The 22300-nt window shown below is 43.2% G+C and carries 15 protein-coding genes and 1 tRNA gene; 9 read left to right on the top strand and 7 right to left on the bottom strand.

Going from position 1 to position 22300, the window contains the following annotated elements; translation table 11 throughout:
* Nucleotides 1-27: 27 nt before the first annotated feature.
* Nucleotides 28-2001, bottom strand: coding sequence for a M1 family metallopeptidase (locus DJ568_RS11015; protein WP_114005320.1), 1974 nt, complete (start codon nt 1999-2001; stop codon nt 28-30).
* Between the two features lie 134 nt (nt 2002-2135).
* A complete protein-coding gene (locus DJ568_RS11010) occupies nt 2136-5273 on the bottom strand; it encodes a DUF2723 domain-containing protein (protein ID WP_114005319.1) in 3138 nt (1045 codons plus the stop codon).
* A 215-nt stretch (nt 5274-5488) separates the two neighbouring features.
* Between DJ568_RS11010 and DJ568_RS11005 the strand changes: the two genes are divergently transcribed.
* The 6 genes from DJ568_RS11005 (at nt 5489) to DJ568_RS10980 (ending at nt 10966) form a co-directional block, all read left to right on the top strand.
* Nucleotides 5489-5559: transfer RNA gene (locus tag DJ568_RS11005), tRNA-Gln, on the top strand.
* A gap of 171 nt (nt 5560-5730) precedes the next feature.
* The gene (locus tag DJ568_RS11000) at nt 5731-6675 is read left to right on the top strand and encodes a ribose-phosphate pyrophosphokinase (RefSeq protein ID WP_114005318.1); all 945 of its coding nucleotides are present in this window, start codon (nt 5731-5733) and stop codon (nt 6673-6675) included.
* A gap of 107 nt (nt 6676-6782) precedes the next feature.
* A complete protein-coding gene (locus DJ568_RS10995; RefSeq protein WP_114005317.1) occupies nt 6783-7361 on the top strand; it encodes a 50S ribosomal protein L25/general stress protein Ctc in 579 nt (192 codons plus the stop codon).
* Nucleotides 7362-7524: 163 nt separating this feature from the next.
* Complete coding sequence (gene pth, locus DJ568_RS10990; protein ID WP_114005316.1) at nt 7525-8085, top strand: aminoacyl-tRNA hydrolase; 561 nt, start codon at nt 7525-7527, stop codon at nt 8083-8085.
* Between the two features lie 91 nt (nt 8086-8176).
* A complete protein-coding gene (locus DJ568_RS10985) occupies nt 8177-10609 on the top strand; it encodes an outer membrane beta-barrel family protein (RefSeq protein WP_114005315.1) in 2433 nt (810 codons plus the stop codon).
* Nucleotides 10610-10618: 9 nt separating this feature from the next.
* Nucleotides 10619-10966, top strand: a complete 348-nt coding sequence (locus tag DJ568_RS10980) for a Spx/MgsR family RNA polymerase-binding regulatory protein (protein WP_114005314.1) — start codon at nt 10619-10621, stop codon at nt 10964-10966.
* 91 nt (nt 10967-11057) lie between these two features.
* Here the strand turns inward: DJ568_RS10980 and DJ568_RS10975 are convergent, their stop codons facing one another.
* A complete protein-coding gene (locus DJ568_RS10975) occupies nt 11058-12014 on the bottom strand; it encodes an acetyl-CoA carboxylase carboxyltransferase subunit alpha (protein ID WP_114005313.1) in 957 nt (318 codons plus the stop codon).
* 470 nt (nt 12015-12484) lie between these two features.
* Here DJ568_RS10975 and purU point away from each other — a divergent pair, with 470 nt between their 5' ends.
* Nucleotides 12485-13312: a formyltetrahydrofolate deformylase gene (gene purU, locus DJ568_RS10970; RefSeq protein ID WP_114005396.1), complete on the top strand. Its 828-nt coding sequence runs from the start codon at nt 12485-12487 to the stop codon at nt 13310-13312.
* A gap of 193 nt (nt 13313-13505) precedes the next feature.
* Here purU and DJ568_RS10965 read toward each other — a convergent pair whose 3' ends face one another.
* Together DJ568_RS10965 and DJ568_RS10960 are read right to left on the bottom strand one after the other, a co-directional pair.
* Nucleotides 13506-15692, bottom strand: coding sequence for a TonB-dependent receptor (locus DJ568_RS10965; protein ID WP_114005312.1), 2187 nt, complete (start codon nt 15690-15692; stop codon nt 13506-13508).
* A 53-nt stretch (nt 15693-15745) separates the two neighbouring features.
* Nucleotides 15746-16138: a DUF6660 family protein gene (locus tag DJ568_RS10960; RefSeq protein WP_114005311.1), complete on the bottom strand. Its 393-nt coding sequence runs from the start codon at nt 16136-16138 to the stop codon at nt 15746-15748.
* Between the two features lie 347 nt (nt 16139-16485).
* Between DJ568_RS10960 and DJ568_RS10955 the strand changes: the two genes are divergently transcribed.
* Both DJ568_RS10955 and DJ568_RS10950 read left to right on the top strand, forming a co-directional pair.
* Entirely contained in the window at nt 16486-17997 is a 1512-nt protein-coding gene (locus DJ568_RS10955) for an NRAMP family divalent metal transporter (protein WP_114005310.1), read from the top strand.
* A gap of 184 nt (nt 17998-18181) precedes the next feature.
* A complete protein-coding gene (locus DJ568_RS10950; protein ID WP_199560957.1) occupies nt 18182-18457 on the top strand; it encodes a hypothetical protein in 276 nt (91 codons plus the stop codon).
* A 94-nt stretch (nt 18458-18551) separates the two neighbouring features.
* Here the strand turns inward: DJ568_RS10950 and DJ568_RS10945 are convergent, their stop codons facing one another.
* Together DJ568_RS10945 and DJ568_RS10940 are read right to left on the bottom strand one after the other, a co-directional pair.
* On the bottom strand, nt 18552-21272 hold the full coding sequence (locus DJ568_RS10945) for an MBG domain-containing protein (RefSeq protein WP_158534924.1): 2721 nt from the start codon (nt 21270-21272) through the stop codon (nt 18552-18554).
* Between the two features lie 306 nt (nt 21273-21578).
* A complete protein-coding gene (locus DJ568_RS10940) occupies nt 21579-22292 on the bottom strand; it encodes a DUF2490 domain-containing protein (protein WP_114005308.1) in 714 nt (237 codons plus the stop codon).
* Nucleotides 22293-22300 lie beyond the last annotated feature (8 nt).

Raw genomic sequence — 22300 nt, 5'->3', positions numbered from 1 at the left:
CATACCCGGGCAACACCCAGCCTGTTATTACTTTTGCCAAACATTATTTCTTGAATTATGGTCAGGCATTACCTTATCCGGATCATATGTAACTGATTCAACCTCTTCTGTCGACATGTGTCTGTAGATGAAGCTGGCGTTACGTTCCCATATCTCTACAGGCAGCTTTACACGATCAGTTTTACCGCTTTTAAATTTTATATCCAGTATAACCGGCATGGCCATTTTCTCCAGATTATCCAGCGTAACCAGCAAGCCGTTCGCGGGATTGTTATCCAGGTATTTCACATCGCGCACAGCCACATCCAGCCGCCAGTTGTTAATGAACCAACCTCGCCAAAACCATTGCAAACTTTCCCCGCAGGCGTTTTCCATCGTACGGAAGAAATCGTCGGGGGTAGGGTGCTTAAACGCCCAACGTTCAATATAAGTTTTAAAAGCGAAATCAAAACGCTCCTTGCCCAAAATCTGGTCGCGCAGCAGGTGAAGCCCCATAGCCGGTTTAAAGTATAATAAGGTGCCAGTGTTTGATTCCCTTAAGTTCGCCGGCTGGCTTAATATTGTTTCCAGGTCAGGTCTGGTCATGCTTACGCGCTGCATATTAACGGGTTGTTTCGGTGCATATTCGCCGTTATTAAATTCAGCGGTAGTAAGGTCGTTTATAAAGGTTGTAAAGCCTTCATCCATCCATCCATATAACCTTTCGTTAGAGCCTACTATCATGGGGAACCATGTATGGCCGAACTCGTGGTCGTGAACGTCCCATAGCGCCGCTTTGCGCGATTTATAACTGCAGAATACTATGCCCGGATACTCCATACCACCAACACTACCTGCAACAGCTGTAGCGGCGGGGTACGGATATTCAAACCATTTGGACGAATTCATTTCAACAGACCTTTTTACGTACTCAGTTGAACGGCCCCAGCTATCATTACCCGTGCTTTCGCGCGGGTAGGCAGATATGGCTAAACATTTTTTTCCGCTTGGCAAATTTATTTTGGCAGCATCAACAATAAATGAAGCTGATGAAGCCCAGGAGGCATCGCGCGCGTTTTTTATCTTGTATTTCCAGGTGAGCTCGGTTTTTCCTGCCGGGCGGGATGACGCATCGGTTACCTCGCCCGACGAACGGATGAGCACTGTTTTATCGCTTTCAGCAGCCTGCTTCCATCTTTGCTGTTGCTGCACAGTATATACCTCTTCCGGGTTCAGTAACTCGCCGGATGCCATCACTATATGGTTGGCGGGCGCAGTAATATTCAAATCAAAATCGCCGTATTCTAAATAAAATTCGCCGGGGCCGGTATAAGGCAAAACATTCCAACCCGTTACATCATCATATACGCACATGCGCGGATACCATTGTGCAATGGCAAACACTTTTCCGTTTTTTGTCTGCAATATGCCGCTACGGTCTGAGCCGTAATCAGGGCTGATAAAAGAAAAGTCGATTTTTAGCTTAACCTGGCCACCGCCCGCGGTAACCTGTTTCGGCAAAAACACCTGCATGCGGGTGTCATTAATGATATATTTTAACTCCTGGCCACTATCTGCCAGCTTTACTGACTTTATTTTATGGCCGGCATCAAATACCTGCCCGCGCCCGCCATTACGGCTACCTGTAATGGGTATAATTGCCGAGCCCCGTGAATCCTGACGATATAAGTTCTGATCGAGGTTAAGCCATAAAAACCCTAATGTTTGCGGACTATTATTGGTATAGGTCAGAACTTCCGTTCCTGTAATCTCATTGGTTTGATCGTTCAGGCGGGCATCAATCCTGTAGTCTGCCCGGTTTTGCCAATATTTCGGGCCGGGTTCACCGCTAGCTGCACGGTATTCATTGCCATTTTTAGCGTAAAACAACGGGCCAAATGTTTCATGATAGTTATAAATTGATTGCGCTTGTTCCGCTACCGGTTGCAATTGCTGCGCAACACAAGTGTTAGCCGCTACTAACAAAGCCAGCATACTACCGGCTATACATTTAAAGGTCATGTTAATATAATTTGAAATCGTAGCAAGTATACTACAAATCATATAATTACAATAGGCAGTAAATGTTTTGTTACCTTTAATTTTAACAAAAAAGCCCCGTTAAACGAGGCTTCCTTTTACTTCAAACAATAATTTTACTGGCCGGGGTCTACCACGCCAAGCTTGTTCTGAAAATCTTTAAGCTGGGCGCTATATTTTGTATGCAGCGCCGTTTGATGATAATCTTTGGTCATGTCAACTAAACCATTCAGCAGGGACATTGACAACTGCACATCGCGACTGTCGGCATTTATGCTGCCTTTCTGTATCATGGCGTGTGTATAATTTAACAGGTTTACCAGGTAATCATCTATTTGCTCGGCCAAGCGGTTGCCAAACTGCGTATCGCCCAATCTGTAGGCGCTTTCAAGCAGGTAATACTTCCGCACCGCTACTTCTTGTACAGGTATAATAGCTGGCATAACCTCGTCGTATTTTTTTACAAGCTTTTTAGCCATATCATTACGGCCTTCCCTTATCAGGTTGTCGGCAAGGTTCATGTACAAACGGGTAATAAGCGGGTAAAACATCGTAAGCGATTCATGATCCAGGTATTTAGCATTCTTCATGTTGCCATACTTGAACTTATTCATCAAGGTGGCATACATCTTACCGCTATTAGTATTTTCTAGCGGAGCCATGGTAGTATCCGGCGTTAAAGGCAGTAAGCGGTACGCAAAACCCTCATTATACATATAACGGTCGAGCCCCATCATATTTTCGCTGCCAACTGTAACAGCAAAATACACCGGACGCTTCCAATTGTTGTGAGCCAATATATCCAGTAGCGCCAGGTTATCCTTAGTAATGTAGTTACCGGGGTATTTCCACTCAATTACCGGAGCTATTTTATTTACCTGCTCAGCCGAAACAGTGCCATTTTTTATAACCGCATCCCGATCAACCGAAAGTTTAAAGTTTTTAGTAGGCAAATAGTTTGTGCTTTCGCCGCTTTGCATTTGGGCCATAGCACGCGGATCGTCAGAAGTGATGAAGTCAAAAACTTCTTTTATATCTACCGATCCCGGGATGTTTGAGTCGCTGTAATAAATCACGTCACGTATTCCGGCTGCAAACTTTTCATCAGGCATGGTAATAGGCAAAGGGGCGGACTGGTTCATGGTTTTCTTCATATGGCGTATATACCAGTCGGTACCTAACAAACTAAGATTTACAATACGCACATCTGGTCTTACCCCTTCTACTTCCTGAACGTACCACAATGGGTATGTATCATTATCGCCGTATACAAACAAAATCGCATTAGGCTCACATGATATCAGGTAATTATAAGCCATATCACGCGGCGTGGTTTTGGTTGAGCGATCATGGTCGTCCCACTCTTCGCTTGCCATTAACACCGGCGCTGCCAACAGGCACGCTACTGTTGCAATTATAGCCGCAGGTTTAGCGCCAGTTACTTTACGCAGCAAATCGGCTATAAACAGCACCCCTAGTCCTATCCATATACCAAACGCGTAAAATGAGCCCGCATAAGCATAATCACGTTCACGTGGCTGCAAAGGATCCTGGTTAAGATATAACACAATAGCCAGGCCTGTAAAGAAAAACAATACCCCCACTATACCGGCATCTTTTTGGTTACGCCTGAAATGATAAATTGCACCAAGCAAACCTATAATCAGCGGTAAAAAATAAAGCCTGTTGTAAGCCTTGCTTTTAGTAACCGAGTAAGGATATGGCTGGCTAAAGTTCAAGCCGCTTATCCATGCACCGTCAACATTGCTGCCTGTCTGGCCGTCCAGTTCATTGGTGCGGCCGGCAAAGTTCCATAAAAAGTAACGCGTGTACATTTGTGTTACCTGCCAGCTGGCAAAAAATCCAAGGTTTGTGGTAAAGGTTGGCTTTTCTTCAGCACCCATGCCCATCCAATCGCGGTAAAACCTGTCATGCCCGGACTTCTCGCTAAACATGCGCGGAAAAATGGTATTACGGTCGTAAATGTTCTTTATCTTCTTCCCGGCGATTTCATATTTATCTTTTCCTTTGCGATAGATATTCGCACCCTGCTTTTGGTCTATTAACTTCGAGTCAAAAAATTGGCCGTACATTAATGGTGTATCTCCATACTGATCGCGGTTAAGGTAGCTGTTAAGCGCGAATGCGTCCTGCGGATCGCTATTGTTAAGGTTTGTGCCGGCCTTAGCCCTGATAACAATCATCACAAACGAACTATAGCCGAACAATATAAACGCCAGGCACACCAAAAAGCTATTTAGCGCGAAGCGCTTTTCGCGAATCTTTACAACATACTCCAATAAAGCTACCAAGCCAATGGCTATGATTAAACCGATAAAGCCGCTGCTGATACCTGCAAGCAGAACAAAACATACTGCTGTTGCTATTATAGCCGCATTAACCGGCTTAATAGTGTAGTAAATGCCCGAAACAATCAGCCCGGCCAGCAACAAAAAAAATGTAATAGCACCGCTGCCAAAGCCCATACCCAGGGTATTTACAAAAAGCAGGTCAGAAAAAGCGGCGCCCTTAACGGTAAATTGTATAACGCCCCAGAGTATAAATCCTACGGCTACAATGCCGCTAAAAAACCATTTTAAGGCACCAGCGCTTGTTGCCTGCTTTGCCTTACGGAAATATACAACCAAGGCTATGGCCGGTATAACCAACAAGTTTAATAGGTGAATACCAATGGAAAGGCCCATGATATAGGCAATAAATACAATCCACTTATCGGCGCCCGGCTCATCAGCATGGGCCTCCCATTTTAATATAGCCCAAAAAACAATGGCTGTACAAAGCGACGATTGCGCATATACTTCAGATTCAACCGCCGAAAACCAGAAGGTATCAGAGAATGTATATGCCAGCGCGCCAACCAAGCCTGAGCCGATGATAAGTATGAGATTGGTTGCACTTACTTCTTCGTCCCGTTTAACGAGCAGCTTTTTAGCCAGCGCTGTAATAGTCCAGAATAAAAATAAAATGGTAGCGCTGCTAGCCAGTGCCGAAGCCAGGTTAGTAAAGTAGGCCACCTTGGTTACGTCGCCAAGCGACAGCAAGGAAACAACTTTACCAATCATGGTGAACAACGGTGCGCCGGGCTGGTGCGCCACCTGCAACCGGTGTATACAGGCAATAAACTCGCCGCAATCCCAAAAGCTGGTTGAAGGCTCAAGAGTTAAAATATAGGTTGCCGTAGCTATCAAAAACGCTACCCAGCCAAAAACGTTATTCAGTTTGTTATAATTCATCGCTATAATGCAAGTACAAAACAGATTTATAAGGTGCCGAAATTAATAAAACTATTATGATGTTTATATTAAAAACGTGGGGATTAACATATTTTAACTATATATGTTAACTGCCGGATATGCTAAAAAATACTTTTTTAAAAATAACTTTTAAGATTAATAATTTCGTCTTACATTTGCAGTCCGTTGAAAAAAGCAATTTTTACTGCGGAGATTGCCTGATAGTATAATGGTAGTACGACGGTTTTTGGTACCGTTTGTCTAGGTTCGAATCCTGGTCGGGCAACAAATAATAATTTTTTCGGATTTCGGATTTTCATCCCGATGGCTATCGGGATCGGATTTAGTTCCAGGGATATCCAAAATCCGAATTGTTTTTTTACAGGTTTGATGCTTAAAAGGATTACGTTTTGAATCAACCAATTCGAAATTCAAATCCCTAATTCGAAATCAGAAAATGCCTTTACAATTTAACCCTGTTAAATTATTCTCCGGTTCAGGTTCACAGGCCCTGGCTACAGAAATTGCTGATAGTTTCGGACGTGAGCTTGGCGAAGTTGTTCTTTCGCGCTTTAGCGACGGTGAGTTTCAGCCCCACTTTAATGAATCGGTACGTGGATGCGATGTATTTTTAATACAGTCAACCCACCAGCCTACAGATAATTTGATGGAATTACTGATGCTGATAGATGCGGCCCGTCGTGCATCGGCACATTATGTTACCGCGGTTATTCCATATTTCGGCTTAGCGCGTCAGGACCGTAAGGACAAACCCCGGGTAGCCATCGGCGCCAAACTGGTAGCCAATTTATTGGTAGCCGCGGGTATTAACCGCATCATGACGATGGACTTGCACGCCGCACAGATACAAGGTTTTTTTGATATTCCGGTTGACCATCTTGATGCATCTATAATATTTGTGCCTTACATTAAAAGCCTTGGTTTAGGTAATATCACCATTGCCTCGCCTGACATGGGCGGCTCATACCGTGCACGCAGCTTTGCCAAGTTTTTTAACGCTGAGGTGGTAATTTGTGATAAACGCCGTAAACGCGCCAATGAAATTGAGTCGATGACCATCATTGGCGATGTTACCGACCAGGACATTGTGCTGATAGATGATATCTGTGATACCGCAGGTACATTATCCAAAGCTGCAGGTTTGATTATGGAGCGTGGCGCACGCAGCGTAAGAGCTGTTTGTACCCACCCGGTATTATCAGGCAAGGCTTATGAAACTATTGAAAATTCGCAATTAGCTGAGTTGATTGTAACCGACACTATTCCGTTGAAACAACAAAGCAGCAAAATAAGGGTATTATCAACCGCCGAATTGTTTGCTAAGGCGATAATGAATGTAAACGAGCATGGCTCAATAAGCCAGTTATTTAAGGTAGAGTAAAAGAGACGATGGTCTATGGCCGATAGTCCATAGCAAGTAAAAAGGATTAAAAATACTATGGTCTGTTAATTATGGGCCATGGCACTAAATAAATAAATAAACAAAAAATGAAATCATTTGCTATTAGCGGTTCTCCAAGAGAGAACGTAGGGAAACGCGACGCTAAAGAACTGCGTTACCAGGGCCTGGTACCTGCAGTACTTTATGGTGGTGAAACACAAACCCACTTTTCAGTGTCCGCAGCTGATTTGAAAGCCGCCGTTTACACACCGGTTGTTCATTTCATCGACATTGACGTAGCCGGTCAAAAATCACAGGCTATTATTAAAGACATTCAGTTCCACCCGTTAACTGAACAAATTTTACACGTTGACTTCTTGTTGCTGGATGAGAAGAAACCTATCACTATCGAAATCCCTGTTAAGCTTACAGGTACTTCTCCGGGTGTTAAGGTAGGTGGTAAATTAGTTCAGAAATTACGGAAACTGCGTATAAAAGGTTTACCAAAAGACCACCTGGATACAGTAGACGTAAGCATCGAAGAGTTAGAGGTTGGTAAATCAGTCCGTGTTGGTGATATTAAATTACCAAACCTGGTTATTACCAACGCACCTGAAGATACTATCGTATCAGTTACTACTTCGCGTGCATTACGCCAGGCGGAGCAGGAAGCTGCTAAAAAGTAGTAAAAAGCAATATTCCGATTTAAAATGTGATCAAAAAGCGATGGGCAACCATCGCTTTTTTTATACACCACCTTAAATAAATCGGCGCAATCCACATTACAGGATTATCTTTGTATATATTTTCAAATAGCTGTAACATTCTAAAAAATAAACTGTCTCTTCAATGAAATATCTTATAGTTGGATTGGGTAATATAGGGCATGAATATGCTGATACCAGGCATAATGCAGGCTTTATGGTGTTGGACGAAATGGCTAAACAAGACGGCGTGAAATTTAACATTGGCCGCCATGCGTATCATGCAGAAACAAGCTATAAAGGTCGCGCACTGCACCTGATAAAGCCAACCACCTATATGAACTTAAGCGGCAAAGCACTCAACCATTGGATGAACGAGTTGAAAATACCGGTAGAAAATGTGTTGGTTGTTGTTGACGACATAGCGCTTCCTCTTGGTGTTTTACGCCTTAAGCCAAAGGGCAGCCCGGCAGGCCATAATGGTTTAAAGCACATTGAAATAACACTTGGACATAGCAATTATGCGCGCCTGCGCTTTGGGGTGGGTGATAATTTTCCGAAGGGGAGGCAAGTGGACTATGTTTTAAGTGGATTTGATGAAGATGAGATACCTGAGTTACCAGCATTGATTGATCGTTCTATCGAGATGATAAAAAGTTTTGCCACAATAGGTGCAGAACTTACAATGACAAAATTTAACAAATGACAGGTTAACTAATATTTTAGTTAAAATTTGTTAAATGTACACCAGCTTATATAACCCCTATATAATTTAGGGGCGTTATACTAATTACCAAATGAAATCAACCATCCTTGCAGTTATTTGCTGCTTAGTAGCCGCCAGCCTATCTGCGCAGCAATTACCAACCAATCAGCAAATCAAAGGGACGGTGATTGATTCAGCGAGTAACAAGGCTATGGATTTCGTCACCGTGGCACTCCTTGATGCACAAACAAAAACCGCTGTTAAAAGCGTTCTTTCAAAAAGCGATGGAAGCTTTGAAATTAATGCTGTTGCCGGCAAACGTTATAAAATTGTTTTAGCGTTTATAGGCTATAACAATAAAACCCTGGATATTGATACTGCCGCCTCAAATATTGACTTAGGCAAAATACTTTTCGCTACCGCCTCCAGGCAACTTAACGAGGTAACTGTAACGGCAGTTAAGCCGGTGATGAAGCAAGAGGTGGATAGGATAAGTTATGATGTACAGGCCGACCCTGAAAGCAAGGCTTATACAGCGTTAGACATGATGCGAAAGGTGCCTTTATTAACTGTAGATGCTTCTGACGCCATTAAGCTCAAGGGCAGCGGCGCCTATAAAATCCTGGTTAACGGAAAAGAATCGGCCTTGATGGCTAAAAATCCATCAGATGTGCTGAAAGCGATGCCCGCCACCAATATTTTAAAGATTGAAGTTATAACCACCCCGCCGGCAAAATATGATGCCGAGGGATTGGCAGGCATTATCAACATCATCACCAAAGCTAATACCGATCAGGGCTACAACATTGGTATAAATGCCCGCCATAATACGCGCTGGGGACAGGGCGCTAACCTGAACGGAACTGTTAAGCAGGGTAAGTTCGGTTTTTCAGGCTATACAGGCTTCGGCAAACAGCCCCGCAATGCTACCACATTTGGCAATGTACAAAGTCGTTTAGATTCATCACAAAACATCACGTCTGTACTTAATCAAACCGGCGAAAATGCATTTACAGGGAATTACGTGTACGGCAGCGGTGAATTAAGCTACGAGATTGATTCGCTAAACCTGTTATCCGGTTCGTTTGAGTTGTACGGGGAGAATTGGAAAAATTTTAATTCGGGCACATCAGAAACTACAGGTAATATAATTGAACGTTATAGCCAGGTAAACAACAACACCAACCATTACACCGGTATAGACGCTGCTTTAAATTATCAATTGGGTTTTACGAAGAGCAAAGAGCAACTTTTAACCTTATCATACAAATTCAGCTATTCCCCTAACAATGCTTATAATGAGAATTTTTTTACCAATAGGGTTAATTATGCTCAGGCTGATTTCAGGCAAGATAGCAGGCAGGGCACAAAAGAACACACCGCCCAAATCGATTACGTGCATCCGCTTAAAAAAATTAATATAGAGGCTGGGGGCAAGGCTATCCTACGTAATAACTTCGCCGACTTTGCTACCGAGACGCTTGATAGCGGCAGCGGCCTTTATATACCTAATCCAGATCAGTCAAATGTGTTTAACTACCAGCAAAACGTATACGGCATTTACAATTCATACCAGTTAAAGCTTGATAAATGGTCGGCAAAGGCGGGTTTACGGTTAGAGCATACCACCGTTGATGCTACATTTGATGCAGGCCAGCCAAAACTTGATAACAGTTACAGTAACCTAATTCCATCGGTATCAATACAAAGAAAATTAAAAAGCAGCAGTATTAATGCAGGGTTTACGCAACGTATACGCAGGCCGGGCATTTACCAGCTTAACCCTTATATCGACCGGTCAAATCCTTCGTTTATTAATACCGGTAATCCGGATTTAAAACCTGAGTTAAATAACTCCTTTGAACTGACTTACAGTAATTTCTCAAAAGGGTCTGTTAATATTGGTTTAAGCTATGCGTTTTCAAACAACGCTATACAAAACGTTGTCAGGCAGATAGACACTACTGTAACACTCACTACTTTTGAAAACACCGGCAGCAATAAAACACTGGGTTTGAATTTTAACACCAATCATGACATTACAAAAAAACTGTCTGTTAACCTGAATGGGCAAATTTCGCGCATATGGCTTGAGGGCAGTTACAACGGCCAGATGTACCGCAACAGCGGCTACGTAGGAAATGCTTTTGCCGGAATAGGCTATAAGTTTGAAAAAGGTTACCGCATTGGTATGAATACCGGCTACTATAGCGGCGATGTAAACTTGCAGGGCAACTCACGATTTTTCATATATAACTCGTATGTTGTGAGTAAAGAGTTTTTAAATAAAAATGCCAATATCTCCCTTATGGCTAATAATCCATATAGCAACTTTTGGAAGAACACCTCTAACACAACCACCCGCGATTTTGTGCAGACAGGTTATTACAACCGGTTATACAGGCATTTTTCCATCAGGGTGAGCTATAAATTTGGCAAGCTTAACAGCGATATTAAAAAAAATCAGCGCGGTATTAAAAATGATGATACAAGCGGGGGCGGCAAAAGTGGCGGAAACGGTTAACTTAGCGCTATGAAAGTTTACGGCATACCCAACTGCAACACTGTTAAAAAAGCGCTCGACTGGCTTAAAACCAACGATGTCGCGTACGAATTCCATGATTTTAAAAAGCAGGGCATTAGCACGGAGAAATTGAAAGACTGGGATGAAAAAGCAGGCTACGAAAAGTTTTTAAACAAACAGGGGCTTACCTGGAAACAGCTTGACCCTGCGGTAAAAGACAGTATTAAAACTAACGAAGATGCGCTGCAGTTGCTCCAACAGAAAACCAGTATGATTAAGCGTCCGGTTATTGAAGACAAAGGCGTTTTGTTCTTTGGCTTTGACGAAGGTGTGTACAAGGAAAATTTTGGTAAGTAAAATAAAACAAAAGAAGCAATAATAATAAAAGCGGCTTGCGCCGCTTTTATTATTATTTAGCTCTCCTGCTAATAAGAGGATCTGAATGATATTACTCTTCTACTACAACGCCCATTGAGCAGAATTTCTCAATACGCTCCGCTACCAACTCGTCTATATGTTTCTCATTAAGTGCCTTAAGTTCTTTAAGCAGTTGCTTTTTAAGGATCGAAGCCATAGCAACAGGATCCTGGTGAGCTCCACCAAGGGGCTCTTTTACCACTCCGTCTATAAGCTTATTCTTTAGCATTTCAGTTGAGGTAAGCTTTAAAACTTCAGCCGCGCGCTCTTTGTTCTCCCAGGTTTTCCACAGGATGGTTGAGCAGTTCTCAGGTGAAATTACCGAATACCAACTGTTATCAAGCATAAGCACGCGGTCGCCTATACCTATACCCAGCGCACCTCCTGATGCTCCTTCGCCAATAATTACACAAATAACCGGCACTTTAAGTACCGCCATCTCCAACAGGTTACGAGCTATTGCTTCTCCTTGCCCACGCTCTTCAGCTTCAAGGCCGGGGTAAGCACCCGGGGTATCTATCAATGTAATAACCGGCTTGTTGAATTTTTCGGCCAGCTTCATCAGGCGCAACGCCTTACGGTAGCCCTCAGGGTTGGCCATGCCGAAATTACGGTATTGCCGCTCTTTGGTGTTGCGGCCTTTTTGATGACCTATGATCATTACCGACTCGCCGTTAATGGAGCCGAAACCACCTACTATCGCCTTGTCATCACCCACCGTACGGTCGCCGTGCAGCTCTATAAAGTCATCGCACATCAGTTCAATATACTGCAGGGTATACGGTCTTTCCGGATGGCGCGATATCTGTACTTTTTGCCAGCCGGTTAAGTTGCCATAAATTTCTTTTTTAGCAGCCTCAAGTTTGCCTTCAAGTTCGGCCAGTGTGGCCGACATATCAAGTTTATTCTTATCCTCTATCTGCGCTACCTTATCTATCTGCTGTTGTAATTCAGCCAAAGGCTTTTCAAAATCAAATGTGATCTTCATATGCTTTCCTTAACGGGACTACAAATTTAAGTAAAACCTGTTGCAAATTATCATTTATAATACAATCGCCTAAACACACAATTTGTTTAGCTTATGCAGCTTTTGTACTTATCCAGTCCTGTATAATTGCGCTGCGGGTATATCCTGTAGAAAAGACTAAAAATTCCGTCAGTTAACCTTAAATTTAAAGGCCGATCAGGCGAATTGTATCCGCGCAATTGTTAATCCATCTTATTCAAAAATCAAATTATCTGAGCTATCCGTTTTGAGGATGTTATCAACCTCAGCAACTTTCTTTATGCGCTATAAATGATGTACACTGTTGTGCATAGCCTGCAAACAAAAAAGCATGGCTTATAAATTAAAGTGGCTTTTTTCATCGTACATTAACGATGATGAAAAACGCCTTTTTCCAAAATAGGCCAAACTTTCACTTCATTTTATACCTTTACGATAATTTAGTACAGCAAATGATCATCGTAATTCAGTGCCGCGACCAGGTTGGGCTTGTGGCATCCATATCAGCCTTAATGGCGAAACACGGTTATAATATTATCTCGCTTGGCGAACATGTTGACGTAGCAGAAAATCTTTTTTTTATGCGCCTGGAAGTGGATGGTGATCAAGCCAACCCTGAGTTGCATAACGAATTGCAAAACATATTGCCTGCAGGAGCATCTATAACTATTAACCCGCTCCCAAATAAAGAAATAGTTGTACTCGTAACGCGTGAATATCATTGCTTGGCCGATATATTGATCCGTAATTATTTTGGCACATTAGGCGCCACTGTGAAATGTGTTATTGGCAACCATAATGTCTTGGCAGATGTGTGCCACCGCTTTGATATACCCTTCTATCATGTATCGTACGAGGACCAAAGCAAGGAGCAAGCCGAACAAAAGATTGCCGGGCTTGTGAAACAACACAACCCGCATTATGTAGTACTGGCCAAATTTATGCGAATACTATCACCCCAATTTAACAAGGATTTCGCCATGCGGATCATCAATATACACCACTCGTTTTTACCAGCCTTTGTTGGCGCCAACCCCTACCGCCAGGCATTTGAACGCGGTGTTAAATTAATAGGCGCAACCGCGCACTTTGTATCAGATGAACTGGATGAAGGCCCTATCATCGCCCAGCAAATTATACCGGTTAACCATGCCCATACCGCGGTTGACATGATGAACGCTGGCAGAGAGATAGAGACATCGGTGTTGGCGAAGGCCCTTAAACTGGTGTTTGACGACAGGGTATTTGTGTATAATAACCGTACAGTAGTTATTGAATAACAATAGCTGAATAATATGAAGCACTATAGTTTTATAATGCCTCATATTATTTCATCTTTAGGAAACCTGATGCCGCTGTAAATACCCGGGCTGTTAAACAGTAATAGCCTCGCCAGGAAGCATGGGTACACAAAGCAAGCTGGGTATGAATATCAGCAAAGTAACGCCTATGCCGGCAAGTTAGCCATCCCCGTCATGGAGATATTTTCACTTTGATTCCTCCGTTCACTACAAAACCGTCCAATGGTGCATAAATATCCCTGAATACAGGCGCCGAGGCGCTGCCTGTATAAATACTGCCGAATTTGGTTTGGCGTGTATCAGTAAAATTTTCAAAATTTATAAACACAGAAAAGCGGTTCCACAACTTCTCCACCATAAATCCTGTTATCCAATAAGCTCTGCCAATGGTATTATCACTAAGCCTTTGCCTGCTATAGTAATATGCCTCCAAACCTACTTTCCAGCTATCCTCCACCTCGTAAAAAAGCACATTGTTGAGGCGGTGTTTTGACACAAGGGTTGCCGGCGATATTTTATTACCTATATGCTGGCTTACATCGGCAAATGTATACCCTACAAACAGCTTAAACCTGTTATAAACCAGCTTCACATTGGTTTCGGCGCCTTTAGTGTTAATATCACCGCCAGGTTGCATGAATTGCAAACTCCCGCTATGTAAGTCAGTAAGTATAATCGGGTTATTGATACGCGTATAAAACAACAATTGGTTAATACTTAAACTCACATTATTATCAAATAACCCGGCGGTAAAGTTTAAATCATAATTAGCGCCGTATGAGCGTTCGGCACGGGCATTAGCGGCTATAATAGGCTGAACATTTCTGAATTGTATTCTTTCGGCGTCTTCAGTAAAAACAGTGGGCGCCTGATAGCCCAACCCGCCCCCCAACCGGCTGGTGAAGTGTTGGGATATTTTCCATAAGGCCGAAAGGCGCGGCAGTAAAAAGATGCCGTATTGGTTATGATGGTCTGCCCGTAAGCCGCTCTCTAAGGTAAACCGCTTGTTAATATCCCAGGTATTTTGTATAAACCCACCAATTGTGGTATGCGCATAATCACGCAGTGGGAAAGTACCTTCTTTTTTCTCGCTAAATCTATCAGTCAGTAAATTAAGACCGCCTACCCAGTCAGAAGTTTTGCCATTGTGGCTGTAGGCAGCCTCGCTGTAACTTGAATATTGTTTACCCGCAAATATATAATCGGGTAGAGTAATCTCGCGGTCATAGTAGCTTAAGCTGTTTTTAACTATCAGCGAGCTTTGTTCGCTAAGCTTATGATCAAAATGCAGTTGAGTGGAATAACGGCCTGTTTTGTTTCGTTCAAAATAAGCGTGCTGCGCATTGCCTTTGCCATTTATATAATGCAAGTCGCCGCCGATTCGGTTTTCGGTAGTGGCATTAATGCCAAAGTTTAGCGTTGTACGGTTATTAATGTAAAGGAACAGCTTTGGATTTAATACAAAACGGTCATATTTGGGTATTGCGGTAAGGTCGATGCCTGCAGGATCATAAGGCGACCCGTGATTGTACGCCGTATAAACCGTGACGCCTGTCTTTTCATTTTTCGCCGCATAAAATGCACTTGCATCTGCACCTGCTGCCGACGTACCGTTGAGTAAAAAATTTAATTGTGGCTCGTCTGTCGGCGTTTTGGATACCAGGTTAACCAAACCTGCTATCGCCCCCCCGCCATACAGGGTTGACGATGAACCTTTTACTACTTCCACCTGCTTCAGGTCAAGCGGTGCTATCTGCAGCAGGCCAAGTCCTCCGGAAAAACCTGAGTACAATGGCAATCCGTCACGTATAATCTGGGTATACCGTCCATCAAGTCCCTGTATCCGTATGCTTGAGTTAGAGCTAGTGGCAGAGGTTTGCTGCGTTTGTATCCCCGTTGTTTCAGACAGCAGCATGCGGATATCACCTGGTTTCATATTACTTTTCTCATCAAGCTCTTCGCCTGATATTACTTCTACCCGCGTTGGTATATTGGCAATAGTACGACTGCTACGCGTGGCTGAAACATATATTTCTTCCAGTTCATTCTCTTCATTGGCAAACATGAGCACAATGACGGATGTGTCTGCGGCAGCCGGAAAATTTGTAGTATCAGTTTTGCTTTTATAACCGATATGACGGTAAGTTAATATCTGCTTGCCGGCCGGTATATTATCCAGCTTAATGTGCCCGGCACTGTCAGCAGAGGTGCCCGTGCCGGTTAAAGGCAGGTAGAGTGTGGCCCCGGGTAATGGTTCACCTGTTAGGGCATCCTTAATTACGGCTTTAAAAATATGTTGTGCACCGGCAGTTGTATAAGCCAATAAAGCTATAGCCAGCACGAAAATTTTTTTTATCATGAGCATTCATTGTAAGTTAATAATCGAAGAGTACGACTTTGTCGTTTATGATATTAACTTAAGCGCGGAGGTTGCCATATAGCTAGCGGCACCTGCTGTAGGTATGTCTGCTTATATATCGTGCCGGTGAAATGAGCAGATTCGGCTATTAGTAAGTTTTGCGTTTCCTGCATCAAAGCTATAAAGCCTGCGCAATTACCACACCGGTAAAATGGTGAGCATGACGAGCAGTCATCGTCCACCGCATTTTTTTGGGGATATTCCTTAACAGTTGTCTGTTGATTACATGAATCATTTGTACAGCATGGCTTAACTGATAATAATATCACGTAAAACGACAGTATGATGCACAGGAAGTTCACGCCGCTAATGTATGTTTTTTTAGCATATAACCCTAAAAACTGCCTGTTGATTATACCTGATGCCCGGTACGTAATTGGCTGCATGCTTAACTTTCTGATATACTAAATCGATTAAATAATGTATATTTGCCGTCCATCAGTATAAACCATATGGATAAATTGTATACTAATTCAAGTTATTTACCTCAATTTCTGTCCTCCAAGAAAAAATCCAGTGTTTTTATCAGGCTGGCGCTTGCGGTAGTTTTGGTTGTGATGCTAGCAGCTTTGGAAGGTTAAAAATTGCGCGCTGATCTCTGCAAATCTTAAATATCCATGCGGGGATACCAAAAATCTTCAGTCACTGTGTCCTGAGTGGCTAATATCAAGCAACTTGTGTTTGCAAGTTTTTTATTTTAGGTTTACCATCCTACAAACGTTAAACCTTGTTTATGAAAACGGAAGCAGATCAGCAAGCCGCCGCAAATAGTGTAATTGATCCGCCACGGTCATTTCTTAAAACGCTAAAATACCTCGGGCCGGGAATTATCATTGCCGGTTCAATAGTAGGATCAGGCGAGTTAATTGCGACTACTCTATTAGGTGCCGAGGCAGGTTTCACACTATTGTGGCTTATCCTTATCGGATGCATTATCAAAATATTTACCCAGGTAGAGTTTGGCCGGCATACGGTAATCTGGTCTAAAACTCCTTTAGACGCTTTAAACGGTATACCCGGCCCGCGTACAAAGCGTGCAAATTGGATACTGTGGTATTGGGCAGGTATGACCTGTCTTATCATTACCCAGCAGGGTGGCATACTTGGCGGCGTTGGCCAGGCCATGACCATGATAGCGCCACTTACCACAGAAGGCAAAGTGTATAACCAGCAAGTGAGCGACAATATTCGTTACAAAGTAAATTACGCGCTTAACAGCAACTCATCACCAAATACCGGCACCATAGAGGGACACAAAAAGATCCCTGTAGCCATGCATCTTAAGTCGCCACCGGATGTAAAATATTGGGTGGTCATTATCGCCATAATTACATCAGTTACTTTATACTTCGGGCGGTTTAATATTATTCAGTGGGCTTCCACCATTATGGTGTTTATGTTTACTGTTACATCGTTCATAAATATCGGCATGCTGCAGTCATATGAAAAATGGGCAATTAAATGGAATGAGCTGGTAAGCGGATTGTCGTTTAATATTCCTGATGGCAGTGGCGTTGCCATAGGCCTGGCTACGTTCGGGCTAATCGGTATGAGTTCGTCAGAATTGATGACCTATCCCTATTGGTGTATTGAAAAGGGCTATGCTAAGTTTACAGGTAAAAAAGACGGCAGTGCTGAATGGATAAAAAGAGCAAAGGGCTGGATAAAAATAATGAGGATTGACTCGCTGGCTTGTATGGTTGTATATACTTTTTCTACGGTGGCTTTTTACGTAATGGGGGCGGCAGTACTGGGCCGTATTAAGTTAATGCCCGAGAAAACCGACCTTATTATGACGCTGAGCGAAATGTACGTACCGGTATTTGGTTCGTGGGCGCAAACTATTTTTGTGACAGGTTCTATCGCTGTGCTTTATTCTACCTTTTTTCTGGCCGGTGCAGGCAACTCGCGGATGGTAGTAGACGGGCTTAAGCTGTTTGGTGTATTATCCGCCGACGAAAACAAAAACGCTTACCGCGCCCGGGTTGTAAGTGCTATATGGCCGCTGAGTGCGTTAGGTTTATATATGTGGTTTGAAGCACCGCTGCCAATGGTCCTGTGGTCAGGCGTAGCCCAGTCGCTGATGTTGCCCATGCTGGGTTTCGCAGCTTTAACATTCAGGTACCGCTATATGGTTGATGACTTAAAGCCAGGCAGGCTTTGGGACGTATTTTTATGGATATCATGTGCCGGCATGTTTGTAGTTGGCTTTTGGGTTATATACTCAGAGGTTTTTTCAAAATGAGCATTGCCCCCAAAGAATAATACAATCAGACATATATAAATCTCTGGCCTTCTTATTATTTTAGCTGCATTATGGCACAATACATTATTCCCCTTAAATACCGCAAAATGGAAAATCTCCATATCGTTTTTGGCTGTTTAAGGATATAGGCTGGTGCCTTATATGGAAACCACTCGGTATAATAATGATATTTCCTACACTGATTATTTCCATTGTGATAGGATATCGCACCCGGAAAATGATGTCGGAACTATGCCATAACCTGGCTATAACATTTTGGATATCGGCCAATTCATATTGGATGATAAGCGAATTTATAGGGTTTGATCACCTGGTAATTTATGACTGGTTTACCTATAAGCACCTTGCACTGGTGCCGTTCTTTATAGGGATGTTCTTTTTAGGTTATTACTACCTCATCTGGCGGCCCAGGAATCCCGATGTCCTGGAAACGCTATAGCTACCTGCTTAGTATTGCTCCAATATACTATTGTTAAGGTAGTCGCAGAACAGCTTATCCATTTATGACTATCTGATTGTCATATCTTACTTAGTTAGTCGTATTTCAAAACCACGTACCCCTTTTGCGTTTTTGCAGTACCATTATCAATATACTCAAGCACATAAAAATATGTACCCGCGGGCTGTAAAGCTTGAGTGATATTTGACCGGCCGTTAAAAGCCTGTCCGGTGATACCATAATTTGCTGTTTCAAATATTTTGGCGCCCCGGCTATTCATCAACGTTAGCCTGTTACCGCTATATTTTTCGATACCGTTAAAGGCGAGCACATCGTTTATCCCATCGCCATTTGGCGACACTGCCTGGTTTACAACGAGCCCGTTTAACGCCACCGCACCTGGTGCTGCTGTAACGGTGAGGGTGCCGGCTATATAGTTGAAACTGTAATTATCAGACGTTGCCCCACGTACATTTATAGGGTATGTACCGGGAGGCGATGATATGGTTGCCGTTGTACTGACGATAGGCTGGCTACCAAGGTTATTTTTGGTTTCGCCGTATACAAAACCATTGTAACTAACCGAAAGCGGCGGATTGGCTGATCCTTCGGTTTTTGTTTGATTAATTGCAGCAATTGTAAGCGGTGCCTTGTTTATTGTTAGTGGTTTCGAGATAGTTTGGTTTTTATAAGATACAAATACTTTAGACTCGTTGACGTTAGTGGTTGCTTTAAGTATCCGCGCCTTGCTGCCTTCAAACCTGATCTCCGCGTTGTTAGTGCCGTAAGTAACTTCGGGAACATGGCCGCCAAATACATAAAATTCAGCGTCGCCATAAGTTTTTACTACCGGCGCGTAAACTGTTTGCGCCGAAAAGATCGTTAAAATACCCGGCTTAACGGTAACGTCATATTTTTCAGATAACGACCAGCCTGTTAGGGGGTAACTGCCCGGAGGCGAGTTTTTGGTAGCCGTTGTTGTAATATACATTTTATCAATCTGCTTGTCACCATTAACCAGGTCTGTAGCGGTGACCGAGAATTGCGGTAAAACATCACCTTCAACCCCGTAAACATTATTGATTTTTGCCACTACGGGAAGCTTCTGTACAGTAAAAGTTAATGTTGCAGGTGTTGCGGCATTAATAGTATCATTACCCTCCTGTATTGCGGTAAATGTAATTGTGCCCGCTCTATTAATTTGCATTTTATTATTTATGATGTCGATAACAGCTGGGGCTTCATATGCATCGCTAAATATGCGTACCGGCAGGCCGGATGTTGATGTAACAGTGAATGGAAAATTGCTATCGCCATAAGTGAATGTCGTTTTGTCTACTTTCCAGGCAATAGTTTGGTTCCGCTTTGGCGGAAACGGTGTAAACACCTTGGCCCCGCCCTGCAGGTTAAAGTCGTTTGGCAGTCCCGCAATTAGCGTGTGTCCTGTAGCACTTAATGCTAAGGCCTGGCTGGTTTCCTGATACAGTTTACTAAGTGCCTTTGTGAGGTAGTTACTTTGACGCACCCAGCCATTGTTGCTTTTAGTGAAAATCCATACCCCACTTTCACCTTTCTCACTGGGTCCACCAGCCGCAATGGTATTGCCATCAGCACTTATTGCTACCGACGCACCCATATGGCTATCACCTTGTTCGGCGGCAATTAGCTTAGGACCTTTCGGCGACCAAATAGTACCGGTACGTGAGAAAACCCAGGCAGCGCCATGAGGGTTCAGATAATACCAGGCGCCCACTACAACTGTATTACCATCAGCGCTCAACGCTACAGCTGAGCCCAAGCCGGATTCTTCAAAAGCTCCTACGGCTGTCAACCTGGGGCCTTGTTGTGCCCAAACATTGCCATCGCGTACAAAAATACAAGCTGCCCCCTCCCAGTTGTAATTTCGTCCATACTTGCGTGCGCCAACAGCTACTGTCGTACCGTCGGCGCTGATTGCTACCGCGCAACCAAATTCAGGGTTAGCATCAAATTGTGTATATGGTAAGTCAGTCGGGGTTAATTTAAATCCGGTACTCCATGCGCCGTTGATATAGTTAAAAATACATGCACTACCACTCTTACCCGTAACAATTGTACGTCCATCTGCGCTAATATCAACAGCATAACCAATTGAACTACCTGCAGGTGGAACTAATTTAGTTCCCTGTTGTGACCAGACACCGTTTTTTCTGGCAAACAGCCATAAAGCACCTTGAAATTTATTGTCTCCAGAGCCCCCGGCTACAGCCAAATTACCATCAGCACTTATTGCGACTGAAGTACCCTGCCGCGCCGCGCCAATAGCACCACTACCCACCAGTTTTGGTCCCTGTTGCGTCCACCCGCCATTTATTCGAGTGTACATCCATACAGCCCCGTTACCATTATCATCATCGGCACCACCTACTACAGCCGTATTTCCATCGGCACTAATGTCAACACTACTGCCCTGCCGGGCGGCCCCTATATTCCCTGTGCCCAATAACCTATCTCCCTGTTGTTTGCCCGGATATGGTGTGGCTGTCACTTTAAAATTGCCTGAAGTTGATAATTTTCCTCCCGATGTGGTAATTGATTCGGCACCGGTTACGGCCCCCGGCATTACCATTACAACAAGTTTAGTAGCAGCCGATGAAACGACAATTGCTGGTTTACCGCCGACAACCACTGATGTGGGATTGGCTAAACCTTTACCTGTTGCAGTAATAAGGGTACCAACCGGCCCGGATGCTGGACTAAAAGATGTAATAATGGGTTTTTGCGTAAAAGCTGATAAACTTAACAGGATAAAAACGAAGGTTAGTAGGCATTTCATATGTGCAGGTTTAGGGTTTATACGGTTGTTAAGCGATAAGCACGCTTCTATCTTTAAAGTTACAATAAATCTATAAAACATTACTGATAATTAGCTTTTTGTCGCGTGTTTTGTCAGCAATTGGTTTTATATATTTAAAAGTATTAGTAGCATATATACCCAACGCTTTTACAACCGAAGGTAAAGCGTTGATAAACTATGACACAGCCCGCAATTGTTATTGTTAAAATATGAATAGGCCGGTGTTAATAGTGACTTATGACCCGACGAATAACTATTCCACGATAACCGGCGACACTGGTTACATCACAACCTTGTGTACAAAGCCACTTGCAAAATATTATTGGTGACATTACCGCCGAATGTCTTACTGAACTGGTTCATGTACCCTGCTTCGATGTCGAACTTTTTGCTGAACCGGTAACCTAAAGCTATGTACGCACGATTTTGATCAAAAAAACTATCGTTTACCTTGTCTTTATTTTGAATGTTGACGAAAACTTCATTCTGCAGCCCCAAAAACAAACCTTTGCTGAAAACCGAGTCTTTTTTTAAGGGAACTACAGCGCGAATGAAATAACGGAAGCGCTGTGAAAAATAATTATCATCAGCTCCGTCGGCCGACTCGCCCATGTATCGCTGTTCAAGCCTGAAGCGATGTGAAAGATTAGTGCCCGGACACACTTTGTGGGTTAACGTAAATTGCTGGAAAGTACGGCTTTCGGCACGAAAGCTTTTTGAGCCTGAAATATCGCGGCTGTTAGTACCTATATATGCATACCCCAGGTTAAACACATGGTTATTATCAATATAATAAGCTACTGATGGTCTTAATAAAATATTACGCAGGTATTTTACGTCATCTGCTGAACGAAACTGCCCGTCAAAGGCATATCCCCAATGTTTAGAAAGCTTATGGGTATGAAACAACCCGCCCCAAAGGGATTGCTGTGAACTTTGAGCGGCAAGCCTGCCCGCGCTTAAGCATAACACTAACAGTAATACATAAATTTTTTTCATAAGTAAGG

The sequence above is a fragment of the Mucilaginibacter hurinus genome (assembly GCF_003324525.1).
In the GTDB taxonomy this organism is placed as follows: Bacteria; Bacteroidota; Bacteroidia; order Sphingobacteriales; family Sphingobacteriaceae; genus Mucilaginibacter; species Mucilaginibacter hurinus.
This window is presented reverse-complemented; position numbering and strand designations above follow the sequence as displayed.

Bases quoted from the DNA above. Each gene is read 5' to 3' on its own strand.
- DJ568_RS10965 (WP_114005312.1), bottom strand. From the start codon at position 15,692: ATGATAAAAAAAATTTTCGTGCTGGCTATAGCTTTATTGGCTTATACA.
- DJ568_RS11010 (WP_114005319.1), bottom strand. From the start codon at position 5,273: ATGAATTATAACAAACTGAATAACGTTTTTGGCTGGGTAGCGTTTTTG.
- DJ568_RS10940 (WP_114005308.1), bottom strand. From the start codon at position 22,292: ATGAAAAAAATTTATGTATTACTGTTAGTGTTATGCTTAAGCGCGGGC.
- DJ568_RS11000 (WP_114005318.1), top strand. From the start codon at position 5,731: ATGCCTTTACAATTTAACCCTGTTAAATTATTCTCCGGTTCAGGTTCA.
- purU (WP_114005396.1), top strand. From the start codon at position 12,485: ATGATCATCGTAATTCAGTGCCGCGACCAGGTTGGGCTTGTGGCATCC.
- DJ568_RS10945 (WP_158534924.1), bottom strand. From the start codon at position 21,272: ATGAAATGCCTACTAACCTTCGTTTTTATCCTGTTAAGTTTATCAGCT.
- pth (WP_114005316.1), top strand. From the start codon at position 7,525: ATGAAATATCTTATAGTTGGATTGGGTAATATAGGGCATGAATATGCT.
- DJ568_RS10955 (WP_114005310.1), top strand. From the start codon at position 16,486: ATGAAAACGGAAGCAGATCAGCAAGCCGCCGCAAATAGTGTAATTGAT.
- DJ568_RS10985 (WP_114005315.1), top strand. From the start codon at position 8,177: ATGAAATCAACCATCCTTGCAGTTATTTGCTGCTTAGTAGCCGCCAGC.
- DJ568_RS11015 (WP_114005320.1), bottom strand. From the start codon at position 2,001: ATGACCTTTAAATGTATAGCCGGTAGTATGCTGGCTTTGTTAGTAGCG.
- DJ568_RS10950 (WP_199560957.1), top strand. From the start codon at position 18,182: ATGATATTTCCTACACTGATTATTTCCATTGTGATAGGATATCGCACC.
- DJ568_RS10980 (WP_114005314.1), top strand. From the start codon at position 10,619: ATGAAAGTTTACGGCATACCCAACTGCAACACTGTTAAAAAAGCGCTC.
- DJ568_RS10960 (WP_114005311.1), bottom strand. From the start codon at position 16,138: ATGCAGCCAATTACGTACCGGGCATCAGGTATAATCAACAGGCAGTTT.
- DJ568_RS10975 (WP_114005313.1), bottom strand. From the start codon at position 12,014: ATGAAGATCACATTTGATTTTGAAAAGCCTTTGGCTGAATTACAACAG.
- DJ568_RS10995 (WP_114005317.1), top strand. From the start codon at position 6,783: ATGAAATCATTTGCTATTAGCGGTTCTCCAAGAGAGAACGTAGGGAAA.